This window comes from Streptomyces melanogenes, assembly GCF_014649795.1.
Taxonomy (GTDB): Bacteria; Actinomycetota; Actinomycetes; order Streptomycetales; family Streptomycetaceae; genus Streptomyces; species Streptomyces noboritoensis.
Genome location: NZ_BMTS01000007.1, coordinates 298,937 through 325,586, shown reverse-complemented (window position 1 = coordinate 325,586; position 26,650 = coordinate 298,937). Strand labels below are relative to the sequence as shown.

Below are 26,650 nucleotides of genomic sequence, written 5' to 3'. Positions count from 1 at the left end.
CCGGTCAGGGAGCGGGCACCGGGCCACCAGGCCGGAACCGCTCCACCCCCACGATGTGCCGCACCTTGACCGGCCGCACGATCACCGCGACCCTTCGCTCCCCCGGCATGAGCCACTCGAAGCGTTCGCTGCCCAGATACTTCCGCGCCAGCCGGTCCATCCGCTCGTGGGCCTCCTCACCCTCGATGAAGCGGACCACCTCGCCGCTGATCTGCACCCGGTCGAAGGGTTCATCGGCGTCCGCGTGTGAGAGATATACGCGCGGGTCACGGCGCAGATTCTCCTCCTTCACCCGGCCCACCGAGGTGTTGAACGTCAGCTCCCGCTCGCCCTCCAGGTCCACCCACATCGGGCTGACCTGCGGCGCTCCATCGGGGAACACGGTTCCGACGTACCAGATGAGGGGCGCACGCAGCCGGGCGCGGACAGCTTCACCGAAGTCAGTCATCCCGGCAGACTACCGACATCCGGCACACAGCTGAACAGGCCAAACGCTGCCCCCTCAAAGGAGTTCAAGCGATAGAACACCTGGGGGACCCGGTGCTCGCCATGGCAGAGCTGGCGTCCGACATCCACCGCGAGCTGCACCGGTTCCACGTCATGGGCAACGTCGTCGCCGTCGAGCTGACGATCCAGGGCAGCTTCACCGGCCCGTTCACCACACCTGCCGGTGTCATCGAGCCGACCGGCGTCAAGCTCGCCATCCCGGCGGGCGACTTCTGGTACGTCGAGGACGGCAGGATCAAGGAGTTCAACTGCTACGCCGGCATCAACGTCATGCTCGCCCAGCTCGGCGTGCAGCCGGACTTCGCCTCCGCCGTCAAGGCGTCGGCCACGACCACGAGCTGACCCGGCCCGGCCGGACGAGGAGTGGGTGTGCGCCGCCCCCGGCCGCACACCCACTCCGTCCACCGGACCAGATGACTTCGGAGGCCGCCCGTTTCAACGACCTCGAAGGCGTCTTCCGCGCCGCGGTCGGCGACTGGGGGCGGGGCCGGACCGGCCTGTAGGGATGGCAGCAGAACCTGGAGAACAACTGGGGCGTCCTGTCCAACTTCTACTGGAACCTCGTAGGCGCCGGTAACACCTCCACCCCCACCGTCCCCTACATCCCCGACATCGGCACGATTGCGAACGCCTCCCAGGTCAGGCGGTACCTACGGGTCCTGCACACGTTCAACGCCGCCTGGAACTACCCCAACCCCTCACGCGACGAACTCTGACCGCCACGCTCGGCCTGCCGCACAGCGCTGTGACCGAGCGGCGGGCGGCGCAGGCCGCGAACCCCGGTCACCAGCACGTGCCCGAAGCCCACGAGCTGTCACGGCCGGGCCCCGGTACGGGCTCCGACAAGCCAGTACCAGGGCATCGAGAGGTACGCCTCAGCTGGGCTGGATGAACGATTTGAACAGGACGAGGTTTCCGAGCTTCTGTCCGACCTTCACCCTCGTCCGTACATCGAAGCACTCCGGCTCCGTGTAGACGAAGATGTCACTCTGGCTGCGATTCTCGGGTGCCCAGGCGGTCTGCAGGGGCTTGCCCTCCACCTCGGGGACCTCAATGCACTGGTCTTCGGGAATTTCCAGGTTGGCGGGGTACACACCGGTCTTCGCCTGGTTCGGCTGGAGCGGGTTGCCGTACTTGTAGTTGATGGTGCCGTGGTCCGCGTGAGCCGGGGCGTGCAGGGTCATGAGGAGCGCCATGGCGCCAAGAGTGGCGCCGAGAGTGGGACGAAGACGCACGGGACGTACTCCTGTCATGCAAGAGGGTGAGAGCGTGGATCCAGTGGCTGGATCCGCTCGGTCAGACCACATTCTGTGATCGCTCCGACGCCGCCAGCAACGGGGGTGGGGGCCATCGGCGCGTCGGCCGCCGGGTCGCCGACCCGTTACGCTGCGACACAAAATCGCAGGTCACTCCGCATGGCACCGCTCCGGGCCATCGGCGTGCAGGGCCCTTCTAGGTAAAGGGATCACCAGGTCGTCCGGGGGCATGCACACGGAACCCCCGGTTTTCGACCTACTGCCGCGCAGGAAGCGGCGGTCTCCTTGGAGCATGCGATGGGCAGCGGAGCAGCCGTCGGCCGAGGACCGCGCGCGGTCACGGGCGCCGGGCGACCCTCGGGACGACTCCGCCTCCGACACCCTGCGCTGTGTGATCTCGGACATCGTGCGGGCCGTCCGCGCGGCGGACGAACGGCAGATCGGCCACCTGCTGACCCGGTTCACGGCCAACGCCGACCTGCTGGCCCTGTTCGCCCTGCGCGACGCGCTGGCCGACGCCGCGATCCACCACGATCGCCAGCACCCCTGACCGCACAGACACCGGCGTGACGCGCCCGTGCGGCGCGAACGTACACCATCGGGCGAATCGTTCCGCTCCCCGGCATATGCACACGCGGGTCTCCCTACCGTCGACCGCATGGCCACGACGCGCAATCAGGCGCTCGCCGACTGGATGACCGCACACGCACTCACCGCAGCCGAGCTCGCCACCCGGCTCAACGCCCAACTCGCCACCCTCACCGGCCGCCCCGGCACCGCCACCGACCGCACCATCCGCCGCTGGCTCTGCGGCGAGGTGGCCTGGCCCCAGACCGGACAGCGCGAAGCCCTCGCGCGGCTGACGGGCCTTGCGGTCCAGGACCTGGGGTTCGCACCCCGGGGCGCCGCCTCACCCACCCCGGCCGCCCCAGCACCGAGCGACGGGCCACACCCCCCGACGGCCGACGCCGCGCCCCCCGCGTTCCGGGGGCCACCGGCCCGGGTGGGCCTGGTCGACGTCGCCCGGCTCGCCGCGAAGCTGACCGAGGTCGTCGACGTCGACCACCGCCACGGCGGAACCCAGGCCCTGGAGAACGGCGCGGCCCACCTCGTCCGCCAGGCCCTCGGCCTCCAGCAGCACGGCTCCGCGAGCACCCGCGTCCGCGGCAAGCTCTACGCCCTGGCCGCCGCCTTCGCCAGCAGCGCCCTGTGGGCCGCCACCGACGGCCACCGCTTCACCGCCGCCGAACAGCACCTGCACCAGGCCGTCACCCTGGCCGGACTGTCCGCCGACCCGGCCGCGCGCTACCACGTATGGGGACTGGCCGGCGGCCTGTACCGCCAACTCGGCCGGCACACCGACGCCCTGGCCGCCGCCGACGTCAACCGCGCCCTGTCCATCAACCGCCGCGACCCGCTCTTCGCCTCCCTCGCCCATGTCTCCACCGCCGTCCACCACGCCGACCTGACGGACCGTACGGCCGCCCTGCGCAGCATCGGCCACGCCCAGGACTCCCTCGACCGCGCCGACCCCAGCCTGCCCCGGCCGCCCTGGATCCGCTTCTACGACCAGGCCGGACTCGACCTCTTCTCCCTCATGTCCCTGCTGACACTCGGACAGTGGACACAGGCCGAGGCACGCGCCCACCACGCCCTCGCGGTCCTGCGCCACCGCCCCGGCCTGGCGCGCAACCGCTACCGCGTCACCATCCACCTGGCACGCGCACAGCTCGAACAGGGCGCCCTGGAAGCGGCCACCACCACCATCGCGACCATCCCGCCCGACACCTGGCACGGCCGCACCGGCCGGCTCGTCGCCGTCTTCACCGCCCGTACGGCCGTCCTGGCCCCCGATGCCGCCGAAACCCGCGCGTGGAACGCGTACGCACGCCACCACGGCATCCTGACGAGGCGCGTGTGAGCGGATGACGTGTCATCACGGTGTTGCTGCCCGCCGCATCGTACGGTTCGGTTCCTCCTGCTCAGCGCAGTTGCTCGGCCAGTCCGACGATGATGCCTTCCGGGCCGCGGAGGTAGCAGAGCAGGTAGACGTCCTCGAACCGGGCGATCTCGCCGACGAGTTCGGCGCCGTGCGGGCGCAGGCGGGCAACGGTGTCCTTGATGTCGTCGACGGCGAACATGACGCGGTGCGTGCCCACGATGTTGTGCGGCCGGTTGCGCGGCCCGGCACTGATCGCCGCGGGGCTGCGGTACTTCGCCAGCTCGAGCCGACTGTGCCCGTCCGGCGTCCGGAGCATCGCGATGTCACAGTGGACGCCGTCGAGTCCGGTGCACTGGTCGGCGAAGCCACCCTCGACCTCTCCCCTGCCCTCCAGCTCCATACCGAGTTCCACGAAGAACGCGACGGCGGCATCCATGTCCTCGACGACGATGCCGACGTTGTCCATCCGCTGAATCGCCATGATGGTTTCTCCTTCTTCCTCGTACGGCCGGTGGTGGCCGCTGATATCCCTGGGACGGAGCCGGTGACCCGTTCTCGACATCCGCCAACCGCCCAGGATGTTCAGGTTGATGAGCGCAGGGGCTCGCGACGGGGCGGCGCTGCCGCCCGGCCGCCCGAGCGGCGGCCATGGTCACGGATACGGGACGGTGGCAAGCGCTGCGGCGCGCAGAGCGGCCGCGAGGCGTACGACGGGTTCGGTCGGTGGCTGGGGCAGCCGGGCCAGGAGCAGTCGGCGCATCTCCTGCGGTCCGCCGCGCACCGGCAGGATCCGCAGGCCGGGCGGCGCGGCGTGGGCCATGGAGGCGGGCACGGTGGTCAGGCCGCAGCCCGCGGCGACGAGGTGCAGTTTCGCGAGCCAGTCCCGGGCGGTGTGGACGATCTCGGGCCGCTCGTCCAGCCCCGGCCAGACACCCATGAGCCCGTCCGCGCCGTGGGAGGAGCCGGCGATCCATCGTTGTCCGCGCAGGTCGGCCACGTCGACGAAGTCCCCGCGGGCCAGGGGGTGGGTCTCCGGCACAGCCAGGCGCAGGGCGCGCTCCGTGAGCGTCTGCAGCGCCAGCGGCGGTGATTCGGTGTCGGGCGCGCGGAAGGGAGGCGCGGATGCCAGCAGGGCGAGGTCGATGCTGCCCGCCCGCAGGGCGCGCGCCAGCACTGGGGTGGTTCCTTCGCGGCTGATCACCTGCAGGCCGGGATCGCTGTGGCGGAGGGCGGCGAGGGCACGCGGCACCAGGGTCGTGCCGGCGCTGGGGAACCAGCCCAGGCGGACGGTGCCGCCGGGTTCGGGCAGGCCGGACAGTTCACGGGCGGCCTGGTCGATCTCGTCGAGCACGGTCGTCGCACGGCGCATAACGATCCGCCCGGCCTCGGTCAGCCGTACGCCGTCACGCCGCCGTTCAAGGAGCTCCGCGCCCGCGGCCCGCTCGATGGAGGCGATCTGCCGGGACACCGCCGACTGGGTGTAGCCCAGCGCTGCCGCCGCGGCGGTGAACGTTCCCTGCTCGGCCACCGCCCGGAACACCCGCAGCGCCGTCAGCGACACATCCGTGAAGTCCATGACGTTTACGCATACCACGTGTGCACAAGTTTCGTTGGACGCATGAGCAAACGGTTCCTAGCGTGGCAGGCATGAACTCTCCCCGTATCGCCCTCGTCACCGGCGCCAACCAGGGCCTGGGCCAGGCCCTCGCCGAAGGCCTCGCTACCCGCATGGCACCGCACGACCTGGTCCTGCTCACCGGCCGCGACGCGCAGCGCGTCACCGAGGCCGCCCGCGCGGTGACGCGGCTGCCCGCCACCCGCGCCCAGGTGCGCGGAAAGCTCCTCGACGTCACCGACACCGAGGCGATCGGCCGTCTCGCCGACGAGCTGGGCAGCGAGTACGGCGGTGTCGACGTCATCATCTCCAACGCGGTCGCCCGCCTGCTGCCCTCCGATTCCCAGTCCGGGCGCGCCGACGAGTTCATCGACGTGTCCAACACCGCCACCCACGCCGTGCTGCGCTCCTTCGGCCCGCTCCTGCGACCCGGCGGGCGGCTGCTGGTGGTGGCCAGCAGCCTGGGCACCCTCGGCCACCTCGACCCCCGGCTGCACCCGCTGTTCGAGGAGGCGAGTCTCGACCAGGTCGAGTACGCCGTCGAGTCCTGGCGCAGCGCCATCCACCACAACACCGCGCAGGAGGCGGGGTGGCCGCGCTGGCTGAACGTGCCCTCGAAGGTGGCCCAGGTAGCCGCCGTACGGGCGGTCGCCGGGCAGCGCCGCGAGCGCGACCTGGCGTCCGGCACCCTGATCGCCGCGGTGTGCCCCGGCATGGTCGACACCGCGACCTCCCGGCCGTGGTTCAGCGACTACAGCCAGGCCCAGTCCCCCGCCGAAGCCGCCCGGGCTGTACTGGACCTCGTGTTCAGCGAGCCCGTCGACCCAACCCTGTACGGCGAGCTGATCCGCTTCGGCAAAGTCCTGGACTGGCACGGCGGCACACCACCGGTGGAACAGGACCGCCTGCTCACCCCTTGAACCGGCCCTCAGCCGATCTCAACTCCCACCCCAACAGGAGGCGTTCACCCATGCCCCTCATCACCACCCCTTTCGGATTCTCCAGCACGGCCGCCGAGGCCGCGCAGGGCATCGACCTCACCGGCCGCCGCGCGCTGGTCACCGGAGCCTCCTCCGGCCTCGGCGCGGAAACCGCCCGGGCCCTGGCCTCGACCGGGGCGGCCGTCACCCTGGCCGTCCGCGACACGGCAGCCGGAGAGCGCATCGCCAAGGACATCACCGAGACGACGGGCAACCACGAGGTGCACGTCGCCCGCCTCGACCTCACCGACCCGGCGTCCATCACCGCTTTCACCACGGCCTGGCAGGGCCCGCTGCACATCCTGGTCAACAACGCCGGTGTCATGGCCCGCCCCGAGCAGTACACCGCGCAGGGCTGGGAATGGCAGTTCGCCACCAACCACCTGGGCCACTTCGCCCTGGCCACCGGCCTGCACGACGCACTCGCCGCCGACGGCGCCCGTATCGTCGTCGTCAGCTCCACCGGCCACCAGCAGTCCCCGATCGTCTGGGACGACGTCCACTTCGCCTTCCGCCGCTACGACCCATGGCTCGCGTACGGCCAGTCCAAGACCGCCAACGCCCTGATGCCCGGCGCCGTCTACACCAACCTCCAACGCCACACCGGCGGCCAGGGCAGCGGACGGGTTCCGGCCGAGTTCATCAAGACAGTCGAACAGGGCGCCGCCACCTCCGTCCTCCTCGCCACCTCCCCCCCTCCTCGAAGGCATCGGCGGCCGGTACTTCGCCGACTGCAACGAGGCCGAGACCGTCGACCATCGCACCAACACGCTGCACGCCGTCGCCCGCTACGCCCTTGCCCCGGCGGGCGCCGAACGCCTGTGGACCCTGTCGGAAGGGCTGCTCGGCGACCGCGCCACTGACCGATCGACCTGAGCTCGCGCCGGGGCGGACCGACGTCGAAGCCTCCTGGCCGGGGGCGGGCCCCCTTCGCCCCATCGGGCTGCCCATCACGAGCACCCCGTCCCTCCGGCCGAAGGAGACCGGCTACAGTGCGCGCGACGGCAGCCTGGTTGATCGAGGAGGGAAAACGTGGCCGATACCAGCGAGACCCGATCCGCCGACAGTGCGGCCCACGGGGCTCAGCGGAGCCGACTGCGCCGCCTGATGCGCTATCTCCCCCTGATCGCCCCGGTCCTGCTGTGGGCCGTGCCCTGCTGGCTGCTGCTGTACGCCGGTCAGCACTGGCCCCTTCCTGTCGCGCTGGCCGGTACCGCCCTGTTCGCCCTCGGCCTGGTCGGTATGCCGCTCGCGATGGTGCGCGGCCACGGGCGACGGCAGCAGGATTGGGCGGCGATCGTCGGGGACACCCTGCTGGGCGCCAGCTGGGTCCTGTTCACCTGGTCCGTTCTGCTCGGCGTCCTGCTGCGGTTCGCGCTGACCGTGACCGGCGTAGGTGACGGCCAGGACCGGGCTCGGATCGTCACCTGGGCGAGCCTCGCCACGGCCGCCGTGCTGCTGGCTTGGGGGTACGTCGAGGCCCGCCGGGTCCCCCGGGTGCGCCGCCTCGATGTGCAACTTCCCCGTCTGGGCGCCGGGTTGGACGGCACGCGCGTCGTTCTGATCACCGACACTCACTACGGCCCGCTCGACCGCGCCCGCTGGTCGGCACGGGTCTGCGAGACGGTCAACACGCTGCAGGCCGACCTGGTCTGCCACACCGGAGACATCGCGGACGGCACGGCCGAACGCCGCCGCGCCCAGGCCACCCCACTCGCCGCCGTACAGGCCACCCGGGCCCGGGTCTACGTGACGGGCAACCACGAGTACTACAGCGAGGCCCAGGGCTGGGTCGACCTGATGGACGAGCTGGGCTGGGAGCCGCTGCGCAACCGCCACCTGCTGCTGGAACGCGGTGGCGACACCCTCGTGGTCGCCGGAGTGGACGACGTCACCGCCCACTCCTCCGGCCTCACCGGCCACCGCGCCCACCTCGCCGGGGCCCTGCACGGCGCCGACCCCGACCACCCCGTCCTGCTCCTGGCCCACCAGCCCAAGTTCATCGACCGGGCGGCGGCCGTCGGCGTCGACCTCCAACTCTCCGGCCATACCCACGGCGGCCAGATCTGGCCCTTCCACCACCTGGTCCGCCTCGACCAGCCCACCGTCGCCGGCCTCAGCCACCACGGCACCCGCACGCTTCTCTACACAAGCCGTGGCACCGGCTTCTGGGGCCCGCCGTTCCGCGTCTTCGCCCCCAGCGAGATCACCCTGCTCGTACTCCGCTCCCCGCAGCGGCCCCCCTCGCCGTAGCGGTAACGCCGGGCGGGTCGGCGGTTGCGCCTGGAGGTGGCGCATGCGGCGACGGGATCACCCCATCGCCTGGCCCGGCGCATCCACCACCGGCACCGGCACCGGCAGATCCCGCATACCCCGCAGCGGTCCCCTCAACAGCAGCAGCGCGCACAGGGCGTTGCCCGCGTACAGGATCCACAGGGCCTCGCGGTTGCCGGCGGCCGCGCCCAGGGTGCCGCCCAGCAGGCTGCCGATCGGCACCGTTCCGTACATCACGAAGCGGATGCCGGAGCTGACGCGGCCCAGCATTTCGGGCGGACAGTACGCCTGGCGGAAGCTGACGATGACGACGTTTCCGGCAACGATTCCGGCCATCAGGAAGAACTCGCCCACCAGGAAGGCCAGCAGCCCCGCGCCGTTGCTGGTCAGGGGGATCAGCAGGCCGAACGGGCCGGCGCCGAAGGCGCACAGCAGGACCGCGCGGGCCGTGCCGACCCGGCGTGCCAGGCGCGGCGAGAGCACCGCGCCCAGCACACCGCCGAGCCCGGCCAGAGCGATCAGCACACCGATGACGGTGCCGTCGGCGCCGACCGTGCGGCTGAGGAAGACGATCGCCAGGGACTGGGCACCGGCGAGGAAGAGGTTCATCGCCGCGTCGCAGAGGAGGATCGTCCGCAGGAACGGGTCACGGGTGAGGAAGGCGACGCCGTCGCGGATCTCCCGCGCCAGCCCCTTCTGCCCGGGCACCCGCTCTCCCCCACCCGGCCGGCTCTCCGGGGTGCGGATCCTGGCCAGCAGGACGGCCGAGACCAGAAAGCTCAGCCCGTCGGCGAGGAAGCCGACGGCCGCGCTCCCGGCCTGGGCCAGGGCACCGCCCACCCCCGGGGCGATGACGTCGGCGGCGGATTCGCTGGTCTGCAGCCGGGCATTGCCGTCCGCGAGTTGCTCGGCGGGCAGCAGAGTCGGCAGATACGCGCTGTAGGCCGCCCGGAAGAACACATCGGCCGTGCCCAGCAGCAGGGAGACCACGAGAAGCTGATTGGTCGTCAGGGCGTCCAGCCAGGCCGCGGCCGCCAGGGAGAACATCAGGGCCGCCGAGACGGTGTTGCACACGATCATCACCGGCCGCCGCCGCATCCGGTCCGTCCAGGCGCCCACCGGCAGGCCGATGAGCAGCCAGGGCAGCCACGCGGCGGCATTCAGCAGACCCATCGTGAACGCCCCAGCGCCGAGGGCATTCACCGCGATCAGCGGCAGCAGGACACGGGTCGCCGCGCTGCCGCACTGGCTCACGGACTCCCCCGCCCACAGCAGCCGGAAGTCCCGGTGGCGCAGGAGGCCCGGCGCCTTCTCCGGCCCCGCCGTCGTCGCCGCGCTCATCGGCCCACCAGCGCTTCGCCGACGCTGACCTGGCGCAGCAGCGCCGCGATCTCCGAAGCCGCCTTCGGCGTCATCATCTCGCCGTGGGTGCAGGGCGCCTGGTGGTGCGTGATCCGGCCCGTCAGGTAGGGCCGCCAGGTCTCCGGGTCCGGTGCGCCCACCTCGTGCGCGGCCGAGACCAGGGTGAGGTCCCCGTCGAACACGCCGGGGTGGTGGCCCGCCGCGAGCGTGTCGTGGTGGACGAACGCCTCGCCCAGCGCGGTGATTGTCCGCTCGTCGAGCGCGGCCAGCGGGCCGTCCTCCGTACGCGCCGCATGGAGGAAGTCCGGTGCGGACAGCGGTCCGGTGGCGGGCAGGGACGTGGTCGGGTACCCGAGTGAGTCCAGAAGTTCTCGGAGCGGGTCCGGCATCGGTGCCGCCTCCGCGCCGGGGTAGCCGTCGAGCAGCACCGGCGGCGCCACCCCCTCCCCCGCCTCGCGCAGCCGCACCGCGATCGCGTGCGCGACCAGGGCGCCGAAGGACCAGCCGAGCAGGTGGTACGGACCGGACGGCTGGACCGTACGGATGAGGGCCGCGTAGTCGTCGGCCATCTCCGCCACGCTCGCGGGCCGTGCCTCCGGCTCGCTCAGCGTGCGGGCCTGGAGGGCGTACAGGGGCCGGTCGGGTCCGAGGTGGTCCAGCAACTCCCGGTAGACCCAGCCGATTCCGGCGCCCGGGTGGACGCAGAACAGCGGGGGCTGCCCGGCGGTGCCGGGCTGAAGGGTGATCAGCGGCGACATCGGTTCGTCGTCGGTGAGGCCGCTCGTCGCGCGGGCGGCGAGGCCCGCGACGGTCGGGGCGGCGAACAGGTCCTGTACCCCCAGCTCCTCGCCCAGCGTCTCGCGGACACGGGACATGAGCCGGGCCGCCAGCAGGGAGTGTCCGCCGAGCGCGAAGAAGCCGTCCTCCACCCCGACGCTGTCCTGCGGCAAGCCCAGGACATCGGCGAACAGGCCCGCGATGACCTTCTCCCGCGGGGTGCGGGCAGCGACACTGCCCGTGCGGGCGGGATCCGGCGCGGGCAGCGCCGCCCGGTCGAGCTTGTCGTTGGGCGTACGCGGGAACGCCTCAAGAACGACGAACGCCGACGGCACCATGTGGTCGGGCAGCACGACGGCCAAGTGGGCCCGCAGTGCCTCCGGTTCCAGAGCCACGGGGTCACCCTGCGCCGCGACGGCGTAGCCGACCAGGCGTTCGCCGCCGGGCCCGTCGCGTCGTACGGCGACCGCCGCCTGCGCGACGCCCGGGGCGGCCGCGAGGGCTGCCTCGACCTCGCCCAACTCGATGCGGAAGCCGCGTATCTTGACCTGGTCGTCGGCACGGCCCAGGTAGTCGATACGGCCGTGGCGGTCCCGGCGGACCAGGTCGCCGGTGCGGTACATCCGCGCGCCCGGCTCGAACGGGCAGGCCACGAACCGCTCCGCGGTCAGCCCCGGCCGGCCCAGGTAGCCGCGTGCGAGCCCGTCCCCGGCGAGGTAGAGCTCGCCCCTGACGCCCGGGGCCACCGGGCGCAGCAGCTCGTCCAGCACATAGGCGCGCGTGTTGGAGACCGGCTCGCCGACCAGCGGGCGTTCACTGCGGGAGACCTCCCACCACAGGGCGTCGACCGTGCACTCCGTCGGCCCGTACAGGTTGAAGGCGACCAGCCCGTCCGTGTGGCGCAGCCGCGTCCACAGCTTCTCGTCCGCGCTCTCGCCGCCGATGAGCAGCACGCTCGGCGGTGTGTCGAGCAGCCCCTCCTCGACCAGCTGCGTGGCGTGGGTGGGGGTGACGTCGAGGACGTCGAGGCCGGTTTCGGCGATGTGGTGCACGAAGGCGGCCGCGTCACGGCGGACGTCATCGTCGATCAGGTGCAGTTCGTGCCCGGCCACCAGCCACATCAGGCCGTCCAGCGACGCGTCGAAGGAGAGCGAGGCGGCGAGTGCCACGCGCAGCCGCCGTCCCCCTGTGGCCTTCTCGGCGCCGGCCATGGTGTGGGCGCGGTGGAAGGCGTGCAGATTGCGCAGGGCCGCGTGGTCGACGACGACGCCCTTGGGGCGGCCGGTGGAGCCGGAGGTGTAGACGACATACGCGGCGTCGCCGGAGTGCGGCGCCGCATCGGGGCCGTCAGCGGGGTGTGTGGCCATGGCCGCCTCGTCGTCGACCAGAATCCGCGGCGGGCAGGCGACGCCGTCCAGGAAGGACCCGGTGGCCGTCGCGGTGTCGGTCACCAGGAGCGCCGGGGCGGCGTCGGCCAGCATATGAGCGATCCGCTCACGCGGGTACGCCGTGTCGAGGTGGACGAAGGCGGCGCCCGCCTTGAGGACGGCCAGCAGCGCGGCCACGGAGTCGGCCGAGCGGGGCAGCGCCAGCGCGACCACCCGCTCGGGCCCGGCGCCCGCGGCGATCAGGCGGTGGGCGAGGCGGTTGGAACGGGCGTCGAGTTCGGCGAAGCTGAGCGCGGTGTCCTGGAAGACCAAGGCGGTCGCGTCCGGGGTACGGGCCGCCTGCGCCGCGAACAGCTCGGGCACGGTGGCGGCCGCCACGGGCAGCGCGGTGTCGTTCCACTGCGTCAGGAGCCGGTGCCGGTCCGCCTCCGTGAGCGGGTCGGCGGCGGCGACGGGCCGGTGCGGCTCGGCCGCGAGCTGGCCCAGTACCCGGGTCAGCGCGGCGGCGACGGTCTCGGCCGTGACCCGGTCGAAGAGCTCGGCCGCGTATTCCACGTGTCCGGCGATGCCCGCCGGGGCGCCGTCGGCGCTGTACCGCTCCTGGACGTCCACGGTGAGGTCGAACTGGGCCACGTCGAAGCGGAACGGCTCGGGACGGACGTCCAGACCGGCCAGCTCCAGTGCGCTGTCGGTGCCGTCCTGGACCTGGAGCATCACCTGGAAGAGGGGGTGGCGGGCCAGGGAGCGCTCCGGGTTGAGCGCCTCCACGACCCGCTCGAACGGCACGTCCTGCCGCTCGAACGCCGCCAGATCCGCCTCCCTCACACGCCCCAACAGCTCGGCGAAACTCGGATCACCCGACACATCCGTACGCAGCACCAGGGTGTTGACGAAGAACCCGACCAAGTCGTCCAGCGCCTCGTCCGAGCGCCCCGCCACCACCGTGCCCAGCGGAATGTCCGACCCCGCACCCAACCGCGACAACAGCACCGCGAGACCGGCCTGCACCACCATGAACAGGGTGCAGCCCTGCTCCCGCGCCAGGCCCAGCAGGCGCGCGTGGAGTGCGGCGTCCAGCTCCACCGGCACCGCCGCACCGGTGAAGCCCGGTGCGGCCGGTCGCGGCCGGTCGAAGGGAAGCGCCAGCTCCTCGGGGGCGTCCGCCAGCTCACCGCGCCAGAAGGCCAGTTGACGGGACATCAGTGCGGTGGGGTCGTCCTGGTCGCCCAACAGGTCCTGCTGCCAGAGCGTGTAGTCGACGTACTGCACCGGCAGCGGCGCGAACTGGGGCGCACGCCCGTCGCGACGTGCCTCATAGGCCTCGGCCAGATCGTGGAAGAGGGGGCCCCAGGACCAGCCGTCGAGGGCGATGTGGTGCACGACCAGCGCGAGTACGTGCTCGTCCTCGGCCGTCCGGTAGAGCGCCGCGCGGACGGGCGGGCGGGCGGCCAGGTCGAAGGGCTCGGCCAGCAGGGCGTCGAGGGCGGTGCCGGGCCCCTCGGGCCCGCAGGCGACGACGTCCAGACGGACCACCGCGTCGGCGGTGGCCAGCACCCGCTGGTACGGCTCGCCGTGTGTCTCGGGGAACACCGTGCGCAGCGCCTCGTGGCGGCCGGTCACGTCCGTGAGGGCCAGGGCCAGGGCGTCGGCGTCCAGCGGGCCGCGCAGCCGCAGGGCGAACGGGCAGTGGTACGCGCCGCCCTGACCGGCGCGGCTGAGGAACCACAGGCGGCGCTGGGCGGGCGAAAGCGGCGGGGCGGCGGGGCGCTGCGGTGCCGGGGCGAGCGCCGGACGTACCGGGCCCGTGCCGTCGGTGTCGCCGAGCCGGGCGGCGAGCCCGGCGACGGTGGGGTGCTGGAAGAGGTCGCGGATGCCGAGCTCGGCGCCGAGCGCCGAACGGATCAGCGACAGCAGCCGGGTGGCGAGCAGGGAGTGTCCGCCGAGGTCGAAGAAGCTGTCCTCGGCGCCCACCGACGCCACCCCGAGCACCTGCGCGAACAGTCCCGCCAGGATCTCCTCGCGCGGGCCGCGCGGGGCCCGGGAGGCGGACTCGGCGGCGAAGTCGGGCGCGGGCAGTGCGGCGCGGTCCAGCTTGCCGTTGCGGTTCATGGGGAAGCTCTCCACGGCCACGAACGCCGAGGGGATCATGTGGTCGGGCAGGTGCTCGGCGAGCTGCTTGCGCAAGGCGGCCGCCTGCGCGCTCTGCCCGTCGGCCGGGACCACGTACGCCACCAGGCGCTTGCCGCCGGTGCCGCCGTCGCGGGCGATCACCGCGGCCTGGGCGACCTGCGGGCAGCGCCGCAGCGCGGCCTCCACCTCGCCGGGCTCGATGCGGAAGCCGCGGATCTTGACCTGGTCGTCGGCACGGCCGAGGTAGTCGATGCGGCCGTGGCGGTCCCAGCGGACCAGGTCGCCGGTGCGGTACATCCGCGCGCCCGGCTCGAACGGGCAGGCCACGAAGCGGCCGGCCGTCAGGGCGGGGCGGTTGAGGTAGCCGCGGGCCAGGCCCGGTCCGGCGAGGTAGAGCTCGCCCGCGACGCCCGGGCCGACCGGGCGCAGCCGTTCGTCGAGGACGTAGGCGCTGGTGTTGGCGAGCGGGAGGCCCACCAGCGGCTCCTCGCTTTCGGCGGCGTCCCACCACAGGGTGTCGACGCTGCACTCGGTGGGGCCGTAGAGGTTGTGGCACAGCAGGCCCTCGGCGGCGCGGACCCGGGTCCACAGGGCCCGGCCCGCCGCCTCGCCCCCGAGCAGCAGGACGCTCAGGCGGTGGCCGGGACCGTCAAGGAGCCCTTCCTCTACCAGCTGTTCGGCGTAGGTGGGAGTCACGTCGACCGCGTCGATGCCGGCCTCGGCGATGTGCCGGACCAGGGCGGTCGCGTCGCGGCGGGTGTCGTCGTCGACGAGGTGCAGCTCATGCCCCGCGACCATCCAGAGCAGCCCCTCCCAGGAGGTGTCGAAGGAGAGCGCGGCGGTCAGCGCCATGCGCATCCGGCGGCCGCCGCCCCGCTCCTCGGCGCGGGCGATGACCCCGGCGCGGTGGAAGGCGAAGAGGTTGCGCAGTCCGGCGTGGTCGATCACCACGCCCTTGGGTTCACCGGTGGATCCGGAGGTGTGGATGACGTACGCGGCGTGGTGCGGGTGGATGGCGCGTGCGAGGTCGCTCGTGGGGAAGCGGCTGGGGGCGTCGACGAGGACGTGGCCGGGGGCCGTGTCCGGCAGGTCGGCCCCGGTGGCGCGGTCGGTGACGACCGCGGTCGCGGTGGCGAGCAGCTTGGCGATGCGCTCGGCCGGGTAGTCGGTGTCGACGGGGACGAAGGCGGCTCCGGCCTTGAGCACCGCCAGCAGCGCGACGACCGACTGCTCCGAGCGGGGCAGCGCCAGCGCGACCAGGTCCTCGGCGCCGACTCCGTGCGCGACCAGGCGGTGGGCGAGGGCGTTGGCACGCGTGTTGAGCTCGGCGAAGCTCAGCGCGGTGTGCTGGAAGACCAGGGCGGTCGCGTCCGGGGTGCGGGCGGCCTGCGCCTCGAACAGCTCCGGCAAGGTCTGCTCGGGCACCGGGGCCGCCGTGTCGTTCCAGCCGCTGAGGACCAGGTGGCGCTGCTCGGCGGAGAGGGGGTCGGCGAGTGCGGCCGGCCGCGCGGGGTCGGCGGCCAGCTGCTCCAGTACGCGGGCGAGCGCGGCGGCGATGCCGGTGGCGGTCTCGCGGTCGAAGAGGTCGGTGGCGAATTCGAGAGCTCCGGTGATGCCGGCCGGGGCGCCGTGCGCGTCCCGCCGCTCGTGGAAGTCCACGGTCAGGTCGAACTTCGCGACGTCCCAGCCGACGGGCTGCTCGGAGCAGACCACGCCGGGCAGCGTGAACGCCGGGCCTTCGCCGCTCTCCAGCGTCATCATGACCTGGAAGAGAGGGTGGCGTGCCAGGGATCGCTCCGGGTTGAGCGCCTCGACGACCCGCTCGAAGGGCACGTCCTGCTGCTCGAACGCCTCCAGGTCCGCCTCCCGCACACGGCCAAGGAGTTCGGCGAAGCTCGGATCGCCCGAGACATCGGTACGCAGCACCAGGGTGTTGACGAAGAACCCGACCAAGTCGTCCAGCGCCTCGTCACCGCGTCCCGCCACCACCGTGCCCAGTGGAATGTCCGTCCCCGCCCCCAACCGCGACAACAGCACCGCGAGACCGGCCTGGAGCGCCATGAACAGGGTGCAGCCGTGCTCGCGGGCCACCTCGGCCAGCCGCGCGTGGAGTGCGGCATCCAGCTCGACGGGGACCGAACCGCCCGCGAAACTCGCCACCGCCGGGCGCGGCCGGTCGTACGGCAGCGCCAGCTCCGCCGGAAGTGCGGCCAGTTCCTCGCGCCAGTAGCCGAGTTGACGGGTGATCAGGCTCTGCGGGTCGTCCTCCTCGCCCAGGGTCTCGCGCTGCCATGCGGCGTAGTCGGCGTACTGCACCGGCAGCGGTGCGAATTCCGGCTCGTGGCCGCCGCGGCGTGCCTCGTAGGCCTGGGCGAGGTCGCCGAGGAGCGGGCCCCAGGACCAGCCGTCGGTGGCGATGTGGTGGATCACCAGGGACAGGACGAACTCGTCGCCTCCCAGGGTGAACAGGCAGGCCCGTACGGGCAGTTCACTGGTCAGGTCGAAGACGTGACCGGCCTCGTCCGCGAGGGCGGACGGCAGGGCGTCCTCGGTCATCTCGACGACCCGCAGGGCGGGCGTACGGTCCAGGACCTTCTGTACGGGCTCGCCGTCGACCTCGGGGTAGACGGTCCGCAGCACCTCGTGCCGGGCGGTCACGTCATCGAGGGCCACCGCCAGGGCCACCCAGTCGAGTCGGCCGCTCAGACGGGTGGTCAGGGGGCAGTTGTAGGCCGGGCCGGTCTCGGGCATCCGGTTGAGGAACCACAGCCGTCGCTGGGCGAAGGAAACGGGGTACACGGGATTCTCCTGGAAAGTGCGCGGGGACGACGGGGGTGGTTCAGCCGCCGAGGCGGCGCAGCGCGGGACGCGCCTTGGGGGCGGTGGCCAGCCGGGCGGCGGTCTTGGCCGGGGTCGGGTGCTGGAACACGTCGCGGATCTTCAGCTCCAGACCGAACTCCGCCCGGATGCGGCTGATCAGCCGGGTCAACAGCAGCGAGTGGCCGCCGAGGGCGAAGAAGTTGTCCTCCGAGCCGACTTCGTCGCGGTCGAGCACCTCGGCGTACAGCTCGCGCACGCGCTGCTCGAAGCCGTCCGCCGCGCCGACCTGCTCGGCCGGGCCGCTCGCGGTCGCGGATCCCTCCTGCGAGGCGCGCAGGGAGAGCCCTTCGAGCGCGCTCACCTTCCGCTCGGGGTGGTACGCGACCTGCCGCAGCGCGGCGACCAGGTCAGCCGCCAGCCGCTCGGCGCCCGCCGGGTCGAACAGTTCGGTGGCATACGTCAGCTCGCCGCTCATGCCGAGCGGGCTGCCGTCCTGCGCGCGACTCTCGACGACATCGACGCCGAGGTCGAACTTCGAGACCCGCGACTCGACCGTAACGGCCTCGGCCGTGACGCCGGACAGCCGGGGCAGGGCAGGAGCCTCGCTCTGCACCTGCAGCAGCACCTGGAACAGGGGGTGGCGTGCAAGGGAACGCTCCGGGTTGAGGGCCTCCACGACCCGTTCGAAGGGCACGTCCTCGTGGGCGAAGGCCGCGAGGTCGGTGTCCCGGATCCGGTGCAGCAGGTCGGCGACGGTGGGATCGCCCGCCAGGTCGGTGCGCAGGACCAGGGTGTTGACGAAGAACCCGACGACGGCGTCGAGCGCCTCGTCGGCGCGCCCGGCCACCACCGTGCCGATGGGGATGTCGCTTCCGGCGCCCAGCCGCGACAACAGTGCGCCCAGTGCCGCCTGCACGACCATGAACACGGTGCAGCCGTGTGCGCGGGCCACGTCCGACAGCCGGGCGTGCAGGTCTGCGCCCACCTCCAGGGGCACCGAGCCGCCCGAGAAGCTCGCCACCGCCGGGCGCGGCCGGTCGTACGGCAGCGCCAGCTCCCTCGGGAGAGCGGACAGCTCCTTGCGCCAGAAGCCGAGCTGACGGGCGATCAGGCTGTCCGGGTCGCTCTCCGCTCCCAGCGTCTCGCGCTGCCACAGCGCGTAGTCCGCGTAGCGCACCGGCAGCGGTGTGAACCGCGGTGCGCCACCGTCGCGGCGCGCCTCGTATGCCGTGGCCAGGTCGTCCAGGAGGGGGCCCCACGACCAGCCGTCGGTGGCGATGTGGTGGAGCACCAGGACCAGGACGTGGTCCTCGGCGCCGAGCTCGAAGAGATGGGCGCGCAGCGGAAGTTCCTCGTCGAGGTCGAACTCGTGGCCCGCGGCCCGGCGTACGGCCTCGGTCAGCGCGGCCTCGGTGATCCGCGCGCGCTCCAGCGGCACCGCCGCGTCGGCGCCGCTCAGCAGCCACAGCCGGGGCTCGCCGTCGGTCTCGGGGAAGAGGGTGCGCAGCACCTCGTGCCGGGCGGTCAGATCACCGAGGGCCGCGGTCAGGGCAGCCGCGTCCAGGGGACCGCGCAGCCGGTAGGCGAAGGGGACGTTGTAGCTGGCCGAGCGCTCCTCGGCCTGGTGGACGAACCACAGCCGCTGCTGGGCGAAGGAGAGCGGCGGCTCGGCGGGCAGCTCGTGGCGGCGCAGCGACGGGCGGGCGTCCTCGGCGCGGGCGGCGAGCTCCGCGAGGCCCGCGACCGTCTGGGCCTTGAAGACGTCGCGCAGCGACAGTTCGACGCCGAGCGCCGTGCGGATGCGGCTGACCAGGCGGGTGGCGAGCAGCGAGTGGCCGCCGAGGTCGAAGAAGCCGGCGTCGACGGGGACGGTGGCCAGGCCGAGGAGTTCCCCGAACAGGCCTGCCAGGATCTCCTCGTGGGCGGTGCGCGGGGCGCGCCCGGCGGTGGCCGTGGGCACGGGCGCCGGCAGGGCCCGGTAGTCGACCTTTCCGTTGGGGGTCAGCGGCAGCGCGTCCAGGACGACGAGGTGGGAGGGGACCATGAAGTCGGGCAGCAGGCCCGCCAACCGGGTACGCAGTTCGGCCTCGGTCGCCTCGCCGACCACGTGGGCCACCAGGCGCTTGTCGCCGTCGTCGGCGGTGTGCGCGGTGACCACGGCCTGGCGCACGCCCGGGCACGCGGCGAGCGCCGCCTCCACCTCGCCGGGCTCGACCCGGAAGCCCCGGATCTTGACCTGTTCGTCCGCGCGGCCGAGGAACTCCAGCAGACCGTCGGCGCTCCAGCGGGCCAGGTCGCCGGTCCGGTACATCCGGGTCCCAGGGGCTCCGTGGAGGTCGGCGACGAAGCGTTCGGCGGTGAGCGCCGGCCGGTCCCGGTAGCCGCGGGCCACTCCCGCGCCGGCCAGGTAGAGCTCGCCGGGGGTGCCGGGCGGCACCAGGCGCAGGTGCTCGTCCAGGACGTAGGCGCGGGTGTTGTCGAGGGGACGGCCGATCGGCACCGGGCCGTGGACGTCGTCGGTGATCAGGTGGGAGGTGGCGCACAGGGTCGCCTCGGTCGGTCCGTACAGGTGGCGCACGGCGATGCCGGGGCAGGCGGCGCGCACCGCGCGGACGGCGGCCGCGCTGACCACGTCGCCGCCGGTGAGCACTTCGCGTACGGTCGCGAGGAGTTGCGGGCGCTCTTCGGCGACCACGCGGAAGAGCCCGGCGGTGAGGTGGACGGCGGTGATGCGCTCGTCGTGGATGAGCGCGCCCAGTGCGGCGACGGTGAGGTCGCGTTCGGGGGCGACGACCACCTCCCAGCCGGACAGGAGGGCCACCCACAGTTCGTAGTCGGCGATGTCGAAGGCGTGCGGCGCGTGGAACAGGACGCGGTGGCCTTCGGCGCTGTGCCAGCCCCGGTCGGCGACGAGGTCGAGCAGGTCCCGGTGGGTGACGGCGACGCCCTTGGGCTCGCCGGTGGAGCCCGAGGTGTGCATGACGTAGGCGAGCTGTCCCGCCACGACCCGGGGCGCGGGAGCGGTGTCCGGGCGGGCGGGTGCGTCGGCGGAGGTCACCAGGACGGTACGGGCGCGGCCCGGCTCGAACGTCCGGAACTCCTCGTCCACCAGCAGCACCGGGCAGCCCGCGTTGTCGAGGATCCGTGCGATGCGGGCGGTGGGGTAGCTGGTGTGCAGCGGCACGTACGCGCCGCCCGCCTTCAGGACGGCCAGCATCGCCACGACGACGTCCGGGGAGCGGCGCATCAGGATGCCGACGGGGGTCTCGGCGCCGACGCCGAGCGCGGTGAGGCGGTGGGCCAGCGCGTCGGCGCGGGCGTCGAGCTCGCGGTAGGTGAGGTGGGCGGCTCCGGACTTCAGGGCGGTGGCGTGCGGGGTGCGGGCTGCCTGGGCCTCGAACGCCCGGTGCACGGTGTCGGGGGCGTCCTCGGGCCGGGGTGCGACCGGCAGCCATGCGCCGAGCAGGCGGGCGCGCTCGGCCGGCAGCACGGTCTCCAGCTGGGAGATGCGGCCCCTCGGCGCGCGGGCCACGGCCTGGAGCAGCGCGCGCAGCCGCTCGCCGAGGGTTTCCACGGTGCGGGCGTCGAACAGCTCGGTGCGGTACTTGACCACGGTGTGCAGTCCGGCGGGCCGCTCGGTGATCTGGAAGGCGAGGTCGAACTCGGCCTCGGTGACGTCGACTTCGGCGGTCTCCGCCTCCACCCCGGCCAGCTCCAGGGCGGCGGCCGTGCCGGCCCGCCGCATCGTCAGCGCCACCTGGAAGAGCGGGTGGCGGGCGAGGGAGCGGCGCGGGTTGACCGCTTCGACGACCTGCTCGAAGGGGACGTCCTGGTGGGCGAAGGCGGCGAGGTCCGCCTCGCGGACACGGCCCAGGAGCTCGGCGAAGCTCGGATCGCCCGACACATCGGTGCGCAGCACCAGGGTGTTGACGAAGAACCCGACAAGGTCGTCCAGCGCCTCGTCCGAGCGTCCCGCCACCACCGTGCCCAGCGGGATGTCCGTCCCGGCCCCGAGCCGCGAGAGCAGCACCGCGAGAGTGGCCTGCACCACCATGAACACGGTGCAGCCGTGGGCGCGGGCCAGGGCATCCAGCTCGCGGGTGAGGGCGGGGTCCAGGTCGAAGGCGTGGGCGGCGCCGGCCGGGCTCGCCACGGCGGGCCGGGGGCGGTCGGTGGGCAGGGCCAGCTCCTCGGGGAGATCGGCCAGTGCCTGGCGCCAGTGGGCGAGTTGTTCCTCGCCCCGCTCGCGCAGCAGTTCCCGGTGCCAGAGGGTGTAGTCGGCGTACTGGACCGCCAGCGGCGTCCAGTCGGGCAGCTCGCCTTGGGTGCGGGCCCGGTAGGCGCGGGCGAGGTCGCCCAGGAGCGGGCCCCAGGACTCGCCGTCGGTGGCGATGTGGTGCAGGGCGAGAACCAGGGTGCTGCGGTCGGGTCCGGCGGTGAGCAGGACGGCGCGCAGCGGGGCTTCGGCAGCGAGGTCGAAGGGGCGGGCGGCGATCTCGCCGACGTCCGCCCGGTCCGCGTCGAGCACCTCCAGCTCGGGTGCCGCGCCCTCAAGGATCAGCTGGCGCGGCTCGCCGTCGGTCTCCGGGTAGACCGTACGCAGGGTCTCGTGCCGCAAGGCCAGGTCAGCCAGTGCGGCGCGCAGCGCGTCGGTGTCGAGCGCGCCGGTCAGGCGGGCGGCGACCACGCTGTGGTAGGCGGGGTTGGGCCCGTCCAGGCGGTTGAGGAACCACAAGCGCCGCTGGGCGGCGGAGAGCGGCAGCGTGGCGGGGCGCTCGGCAGGGCGCAGCGCGGGGCGGGCGCGCCCGGCGCCGTCGAGGCGGGCGGCCAGCGCCGCGACGGTGGGCGCGCCGAAGATCTCGCGGATGCCCAGTTCCACGCCGAGTGCGCCGCGGATCTGCGCGACCAGGCGCATGGCGAGCAGGGAGTGGCCGCCCAGCTCGAAGAAGTCGTCGTCGACGCCGACTTCGGGCAGGCCGAGGACCGTGGCGAACAGGCCCGCCAGGATGTCCTCGTGGGCCGTGCGCCGGGCGCGGCCGCCGACGCGGTGGCCGGGGGCGGGCAGGGCGCGCCGGTCGAGCTTGCCGTTGGGCGTCACCGGCAGGGCGTCGAGCAGGACGACCGCCGGGACCATGTGCGCGGGCAGCATCCGGGCGAGGGCGACGCGCAGGTCGGCCGGGGAGGTCTCGGCGCCGGGCGCGGGCACGGCGTAGGCGACCAGCCGCGGGTCGCCCGGCCGGTCCTCGCGGACCACGGCGGCGGCCTGGGCGATGCCAGGGCAGGCGGCCACGGCGCTCTGCACCTCGCCGAGTTCGATGCGGAAGCCGCGGATCTTGACCTGGTCGTCGGTGCGGCCCAGGTATTCGAGGACGCCGTCGGTGGTCCAGCGGACCAGGTCGCCGGTGCGGTACATCCGCTCGCCCGGCGCGAAGGGGCAGGCCACGAACCGTTCGGCGGTCAGGGCGGCGCGGCCGAGGTAGCCGCGGGCGAGCTGCACACCGGCGAGGTAGAGCTCACCGGCCACGCCGGGCGCGGTGGGCTCCAGCCGGCCGTCCAGGACATAGGTACAGGTGTTGGCGGCCGGGCGGCCGATGGGGACCGTGGCGGCGCCGGGCCGGCAGGCCCACAGGGTGACGTCCACGGCGGCTTCGGTGGGGCCGTACAGGTTGTGCAGCTCGGCCGTGGGCAGGGTGTGGAAGAACGCGTCCTGAGTGGCCGGGGCGAGCGCCTCGCCGCTGCTGATGACGCGGCGCAGGGAGCGGGCCCGTACCGCGTCCGGCTCGCGCAGGAACACGTCCAGCATCGACGGCACGAAGTGGGCGGTGGTGACCGACTCGCGGGCGATGAGGTCGGCGAGGTAGGCCGGGTCCTGGTGGCCCTCCGGCCGGGCGACCACGAGGGTGGCGCCGTTCAGGAGCGGCCAGAAGAACTCCCACACCGACACGTCGAATCCGCACGGGGTCTTCTGCAGGACCCGGTCGTCGGGGGTCAGGCCGTAGGTGCGCTGCATCCAGGCGAGCCGGTTGACGATGGCCCGGTGGGAGACCAGGGCGCCCTTGGGGCGGCCGGTGGAGCCGGAGGTGAAGATGGCGTAGGCCGGGTGGTCGGGGTCGAGCGCGGGCCGGGGCGCGGGCGGTGCCTCGGGCAGCGGGGCGTCCAGGCGCAGCACCGGCACCGCGGGTGCCTGGAAGTCGGTGCCGATCAGCAGCGCGGGCCGGGCGTCGGCGAGGATGCCGTGGTTGCGGGCCTCCGGCTGGCCGAGGTCCACGGGGAGGTAGGCGGCGCCCGCCTTGAGGACGCCGTAGAGGGCGACGACGAGGTCGAGGGAGCGCGGCAGCGCGATCGCGACCAGGCTCTCGGGGCCGATTCCCCGGGCGGCCAGGACATTCGCCAGTCGGCCGGCCCGCTCGTCGAGTTCGCGGTAGCTCAGGCGCTCGTCCTCGAAGACCACGGCGGTGGCGTGCGGGGTGCGGGCCGCCTGGGCCTCGAAGAGCTCGGGCAGGGTGGTGGCGGGCAGCTCGGCGGCGGTGTCGTTCCACTCGGTCAGGACGCGGTGGCGCTCGTCGTCGGTGAGGGTGTCCAGGGCCGCCAGGGGCGTGGTGGGGTCGGCGCTCCAGCGCTCCAGCAGCCGCACGAGCCGGGAGCCGAGGTCGGCGGCGCGGTCGCCGTCGAGGAGTTCGGGGTGGTGGCTGAGGCGCAGGCCGAGCGCGGCGCCCGGCTCCACCACCAGGGTGAGCGGGAAGTGGGTGGTGTCGCGGAAGGAGATCCGCGTGTCCAGGTCGAGGCCGGGCACGTCCAGCCGGTAGTCGCTGAGGGGGAAGTTCTCGAAGACCAGGTTGGTGTCGAAGAGCGCGGCCGGGGAGCCCGCCAGGCGCTGGATCTCGGTGAGTCCGAGGTGGTCGTGGTCGAGCAGGTCGGTGCGCTGGCGCTGGAGGAGGCCGCACAGGTCGGCGAGGGAGGCGGATCCTTCGATGCGAGCCCTCACCGGCACGGTGTTGATGAGCATGCCGATCATGTCGTCGGCGCCGGGCAGTTCGGCGGGGCGGCCGCTGACGGTGCAGCCGAAGACGACGTCGTCCTGGCCGGTGGTGCGGGCCAGCAGAACCGCCCAGGCGCCCTGGACGACGGAGGTGAGCAGCAGGCCGTGCTCGCGGGCCCGCCCGGTCAGCGCCGCCGTCTGCTGCTCGGTCAGCCGAAAGGTGACGTCCTCGGGGGTACTGCCGGGCGAGACCGCACCGCCCGGGGCGAGATGGGTGGGCTGGCCCAGACCGTCCAGCGTCGTGCGCCAGGCCGTCTCCGCGGCCGTCCGGTCGCGTGCGGCGAGGTGGTTCAGATAGGCGCGGTAGGGCCGCACCGGGGGCAGCTCCCCGGTGCCGTACAGCGTGAACAGCTCCTTGAAGAGCAGGGCGAACGACCAGCCGTCCAGCAGGATGTGATGGGCCGTCACCAGCAGTCGGTGGCGCTCGGGACCCAGCCGCAGCAGGGTGAAGCGCACCAGCGGGGGCCGTCGGCTGTCGACGCCCAGCTCCCAGTCCTGCGCGGTCAGCTCCTCTGCGCGGGCCTGCGCCTCCTGCTCGCCGAGGTGGCCGAGGTCGCTCTCCTGCCAGGCCAGCGGCATGTCGCGGCGGACCACCTGGACCGGGTCGCCGTTCTTGCGGTGGGTGAGGGAGACCCGCAGGTTGGCGTGGCGCCGCAGCAGGGTCTGCGCCGCCTCCCGCAGCCGGGCCGGCTCCAGCGCGCCCCGCACGTCGACCGAGAACTGCGCGATGTAGAGGTGCCGGGAGTCCTGGTCGTACCCCGAGTGGAAGAGCATGCCTTCCTGGAGCGGGGACAGGGGCAGGATGTCCTCGACCGCCGACTGGCTGGTGTTCATTACTGGTTCACTCCGGATGGTTCGTCAGAGGGCTTCGAGGGAGGCGGCGAGGTCGTCCAGTTCGTCCTGGTCGATCGCGGCGAGGGTGAGGTCGGCGGCCACGGTGCCGCCGGCGTCGGGCCGTTCGGCGTGGGCGACGAGCGCGGCGAGCCTGCGGAACCAGGTCTCGGCGAGCGCGCGCACCTCCGGCTCCTCCAGCACACCGGGCGCCCAGGCCCAGTCGGCGTGCAGGACCGGCCCGTCCGCCGTCTCCAGGACGATGGCGTTGACCTCGACGGGGTGCGCCATGGGCATACGGGGGCCGGGGGCGTCCAGGCGGGCGCCGTACTCGGGCAGCATCTGCCAGTCCGCGTCGCTGGTTCCCGGGAAACGGCCCAGGTAGTTGAAGCCGAGCCGGGGGCGGCCGGCGGCGGCCAGCGGCCCGCCCGCCGGGTGCAGATGGCGCAGCAGCCCGTGGCCGAGGCCCTTGCCGGGGATTCGGCGCAGCTGCTCCTTGACCCGCCGCAGCGCGAGACCGGCCACGGGGCCGTCGGCCTCGGCGTCGGGGACGGCGAGTCCGGCGAGTGCGAAGCGGGTGGGGAAGAGCGTGGTGAACCAGCCGACGGTACGGGAGAGATCGGCCTCCTCGGCGATCTCTTCGCGGCCGTGGCCCTCCAGGTTCACCAGGACGTCGCCCGGCTGCTCCAGCCAGTGGGCCAGTGCCAGTGCCAGGCCGGTCAGCAGGATCTCGTTGGCGTCGGCGCCCAGCCGCTCGGCCGTCTTGGTGAGCAGCGGCCCGGTGGTGGCGGCCGGCAGGGTGAGGGTCAGGTGGGCGGCGCGGTCCTCGTGGTCGCGGGCCGGGTCGAGCTCCCGGCGGCCGATCGTCGCCCCGCCCGGGCGCACCACCTCGGTCCAGTACGGGAGTTCGCCCAGGCGCCGGTCCGCCTCGGCGACCAGCAGCCGGGACCAGCGGCGGAAGGAGGTGGGAACAGGGTCGAGGGCGGGGGTGCGCCCGTCGGCGACGGCCTGCCACGCCCGGGCCAGGTCGTCCGTGATGATCCGCCAGGAGATGCCGTCGACCACCATGTGGTTGACGACCAGGGCCAGGCGTCCGGGCGCGGTGGGCCCGGCGTCGAACCAGACCGCCCGCACCACGTCGGCGTCGGCCAGGCGGAGCCGGTCGCGGGCGGCGTGCACCTCCCGCTCGACGTTCCCGGCCGTGTCCGCGACCGCCCGGGTCAGGCACTTTTCGGCCCGTACCGCACCGACGGGGAGCGTGTGCGGCCCGTCGTCGGTCAGCCGCAGCCGCAGCATGTCGTGGCGGTCCAGAAGCGCCTGGAGCACGGCGTGGGCGTCGTCGAGCGTGAGTGCGGCCGGGGTGCGCACCACCATGAACTGGTGGTAGCTGTCGGCCGGGCCGCCACGCTCGCGCAGCCAGTGCATGATCGGCGTGGGCACGACGGCGCCGACGCCGTCCTCCTGGCGGGGGCGGGCGGGCCGGGTCACGGGGCGGGCGGCGGCGGCGAGGTGTGCCACGTCCGGCTGGGCGAGCACGTCGCGGACGGTGACGGCCCAGCCCGCGCGGCGGACGGCGCCGACCACCTGGACGGCGATGATGCTGTCGCCGCCCAGCCGGACGAAGCTGTCCTCGGGGCCGATGCCGGGCCTGGCGAACAGGTCGGCCAGCACGCCGCACAGGATCTGCTCCTGCGGTGTCACTCGATTGTCCCTTCCTCGGGTGGTGGTG

13 protein-coding genes and 1 pseudogene are annotated in these 26,650 nt (G+C 73.3%); 6 read left to right on the top strand and 8 right to left on the bottom strand.

What is annotated here, in order from left to right; all coding sequences use genetic code 11:
- Positions 1 to 4 precede the first annotated feature (4 nt).
- On the bottom strand, positions 5 to 448 hold the full coding sequence (locus IE252_RS18050) for a TIGR03618 family F420-dependent PPOX class oxidoreductase (protein ID WP_190090455.1): 444 nt from the start codon (positions 446 to 448) through the stop codon (positions 5 to 7).
- A gap of 17 nt (positions 449 to 465) precedes the next feature.
- Here IE252_RS18050 and IE252_RS18045 point away from each other — a divergent pair, with 17 nt between their 5' ends.
- Positions 466 to 849: a nuclear transport factor 2 family protein gene (locus IE252_RS18045; protein ID WP_373298564.1), complete on the top strand. Its 384-nt coding sequence runs from the start codon at positions 466 to 468 to the stop codon at positions 847 to 849.
- A 533-nt stretch (positions 850 to 1,382) separates the two neighbouring features.
- Here IE252_RS18045 and IE252_RS18040 read toward each other — a convergent pair.
- The gene (locus tag IE252_RS18040; protein ID WP_190090453.1) at positions 1,383 to 1,703 is read right to left on the bottom strand and encodes a hypothetical protein; all 321 of its coding nucleotides are present in this window, start codon (positions 1,701 to 1,703) and stop codon (positions 1,383 to 1,385) included.
- A 352-nt stretch (positions 1,704 to 2,055) separates the two neighbouring features.
- On the opposite strand from IE252_RS18040, the gene IE252_RS18035 reads away from it, so the two are divergent.
- The gene (locus IE252_RS18035) at positions 2,056 to 2,313 is read left to right on the top strand and encodes a hypothetical protein (protein WP_190090452.1); all 258 of its coding nucleotides are present in this window, start codon (positions 2,056 to 2,058) and stop codon (positions 2,311 to 2,313) included.
- A 108-nt stretch (positions 2,314 to 2,421) separates the two neighbouring features.
- The gene (locus IE252_RS18030; protein WP_190090451.1) at positions 2,422 to 3,684 is read left to right on the top strand and encodes an NsdA family TPR-like regulatory protein; all 1,263 of its coding nucleotides are present in this window, start codon (positions 2,422 to 2,424) and stop codon (positions 3,682 to 3,684) included.
- 61 nt (positions 3,685 to 3,745) lie between these two features.
- Here the strand turns inward: IE252_RS18030 and IE252_RS18025 are convergent, their stop codons facing one another.
- Positions 3,746 to 4,186: a VOC family protein gene (locus tag IE252_RS18025; protein ID WP_190090450.1), complete on the bottom strand. Its 441-nt coding sequence runs from the start codon at positions 4,184 to 4,186 to the stop codon at positions 3,746 to 3,748.
- A gap of 171 nt (positions 4,187 to 4,357) precedes the next feature.
- Positions 4,358 to 5,281: a LysR family transcriptional regulator gene (locus tag IE252_RS18020; protein ID WP_190090449.1), complete on the bottom strand. Its 924-nt coding sequence runs from the start codon at positions 5,279 to 5,281 to the stop codon at positions 4,358 to 4,360.
- 71 nt (positions 5,282 to 5,352) lie between these two features.
- On the opposite strand from IE252_RS18020, the gene IE252_RS18015 reads away from it, so the two are divergent.
- From IE252_RS18015 to IE252_RS18005, 3 genes and pseudogenes are all read left to right on the top strand, one after another.
- Positions 5,353 to 6,240, top strand: coding sequence for an SDR family NAD(P)-dependent oxidoreductase (locus IE252_RS18015; protein WP_190090448.1), 888 nt, complete (start codon positions 5,353 to 5,355; stop codon positions 6,238 to 6,240).
- Positions 6,241 to 6,290: 50 nt separating this feature from the next.
- Positions 6,291 to 7,176, top strand: a pseudogene (locus IE252_RS18010) (SDR family NAD(P)-dependent oxidoreductase).
- Positions 7,177 to 7,332: 156 nt separating this feature from the next.
- Positions 7,333 to 8,553, top strand: coding sequence for a metallophosphoesterase (locus tag IE252_RS18005; RefSeq protein ID WP_190090447.1), 1,221 nt, complete (start codon positions 7,333 to 7,335; stop codon positions 8,551 to 8,553).
- A 57-nt stretch (positions 8,554 to 8,610) separates the two neighbouring features.
- Here the strand turns inward: IE252_RS18005 and IE252_RS18000 are convergent, their stop codons facing one another.
- The 4 genes from IE252_RS18000 to IE252_RS17985 are packed head-to-tail and all read right to left on the bottom strand — an operon-like array spanning position 8,611 to position 26,622.
- On the bottom strand, positions 8,611 to 9,915 hold the full coding sequence (locus IE252_RS18000) for an MFS transporter (RefSeq protein WP_190090446.1): 1,305 nt from the start codon (positions 9,913 to 9,915) through the stop codon (positions 8,611 to 8,613).
- Complete coding sequence (locus tag IE252_RS17995) at positions 9,912 to 17,030, bottom strand: non-ribosomal peptide synthetase (RefSeq protein ID WP_190090445.1); 7,119 nt, start codon at positions 17,028 to 17,030, stop codon at positions 9,912 to 9,914. The genes IE252_RS18000 and IE252_RS17995 overlap by 4 nt, the downstream gene beginning before the upstream one ends.
- A 40-nt stretch (positions 17,031 to 17,070) precedes the next feature.
- The gene (locus IE252_RS17990; protein ID WP_190090444.1) at positions 17,071 to 24,924 is read right to left on the bottom strand and encodes a non-ribosomal peptide synthetase; all 7,854 of its coding nucleotides are present in this window, start codon (positions 24,922 to 24,924) and stop codon (positions 17,071 to 17,073) included.
- A gap of 24 nt (positions 24,925 to 24,948) precedes the next feature.
- Positions 24,949 to 26,622: a condensation domain-containing protein gene (locus IE252_RS17985; RefSeq protein ID WP_229848503.1), complete on the bottom strand. Its 1,674-nt coding sequence runs from the start codon at positions 26,620 to 26,622 to the stop codon at positions 24,949 to 24,951.
- Positions 26,623 to 26,650 lie beyond the last annotated feature (28 nt).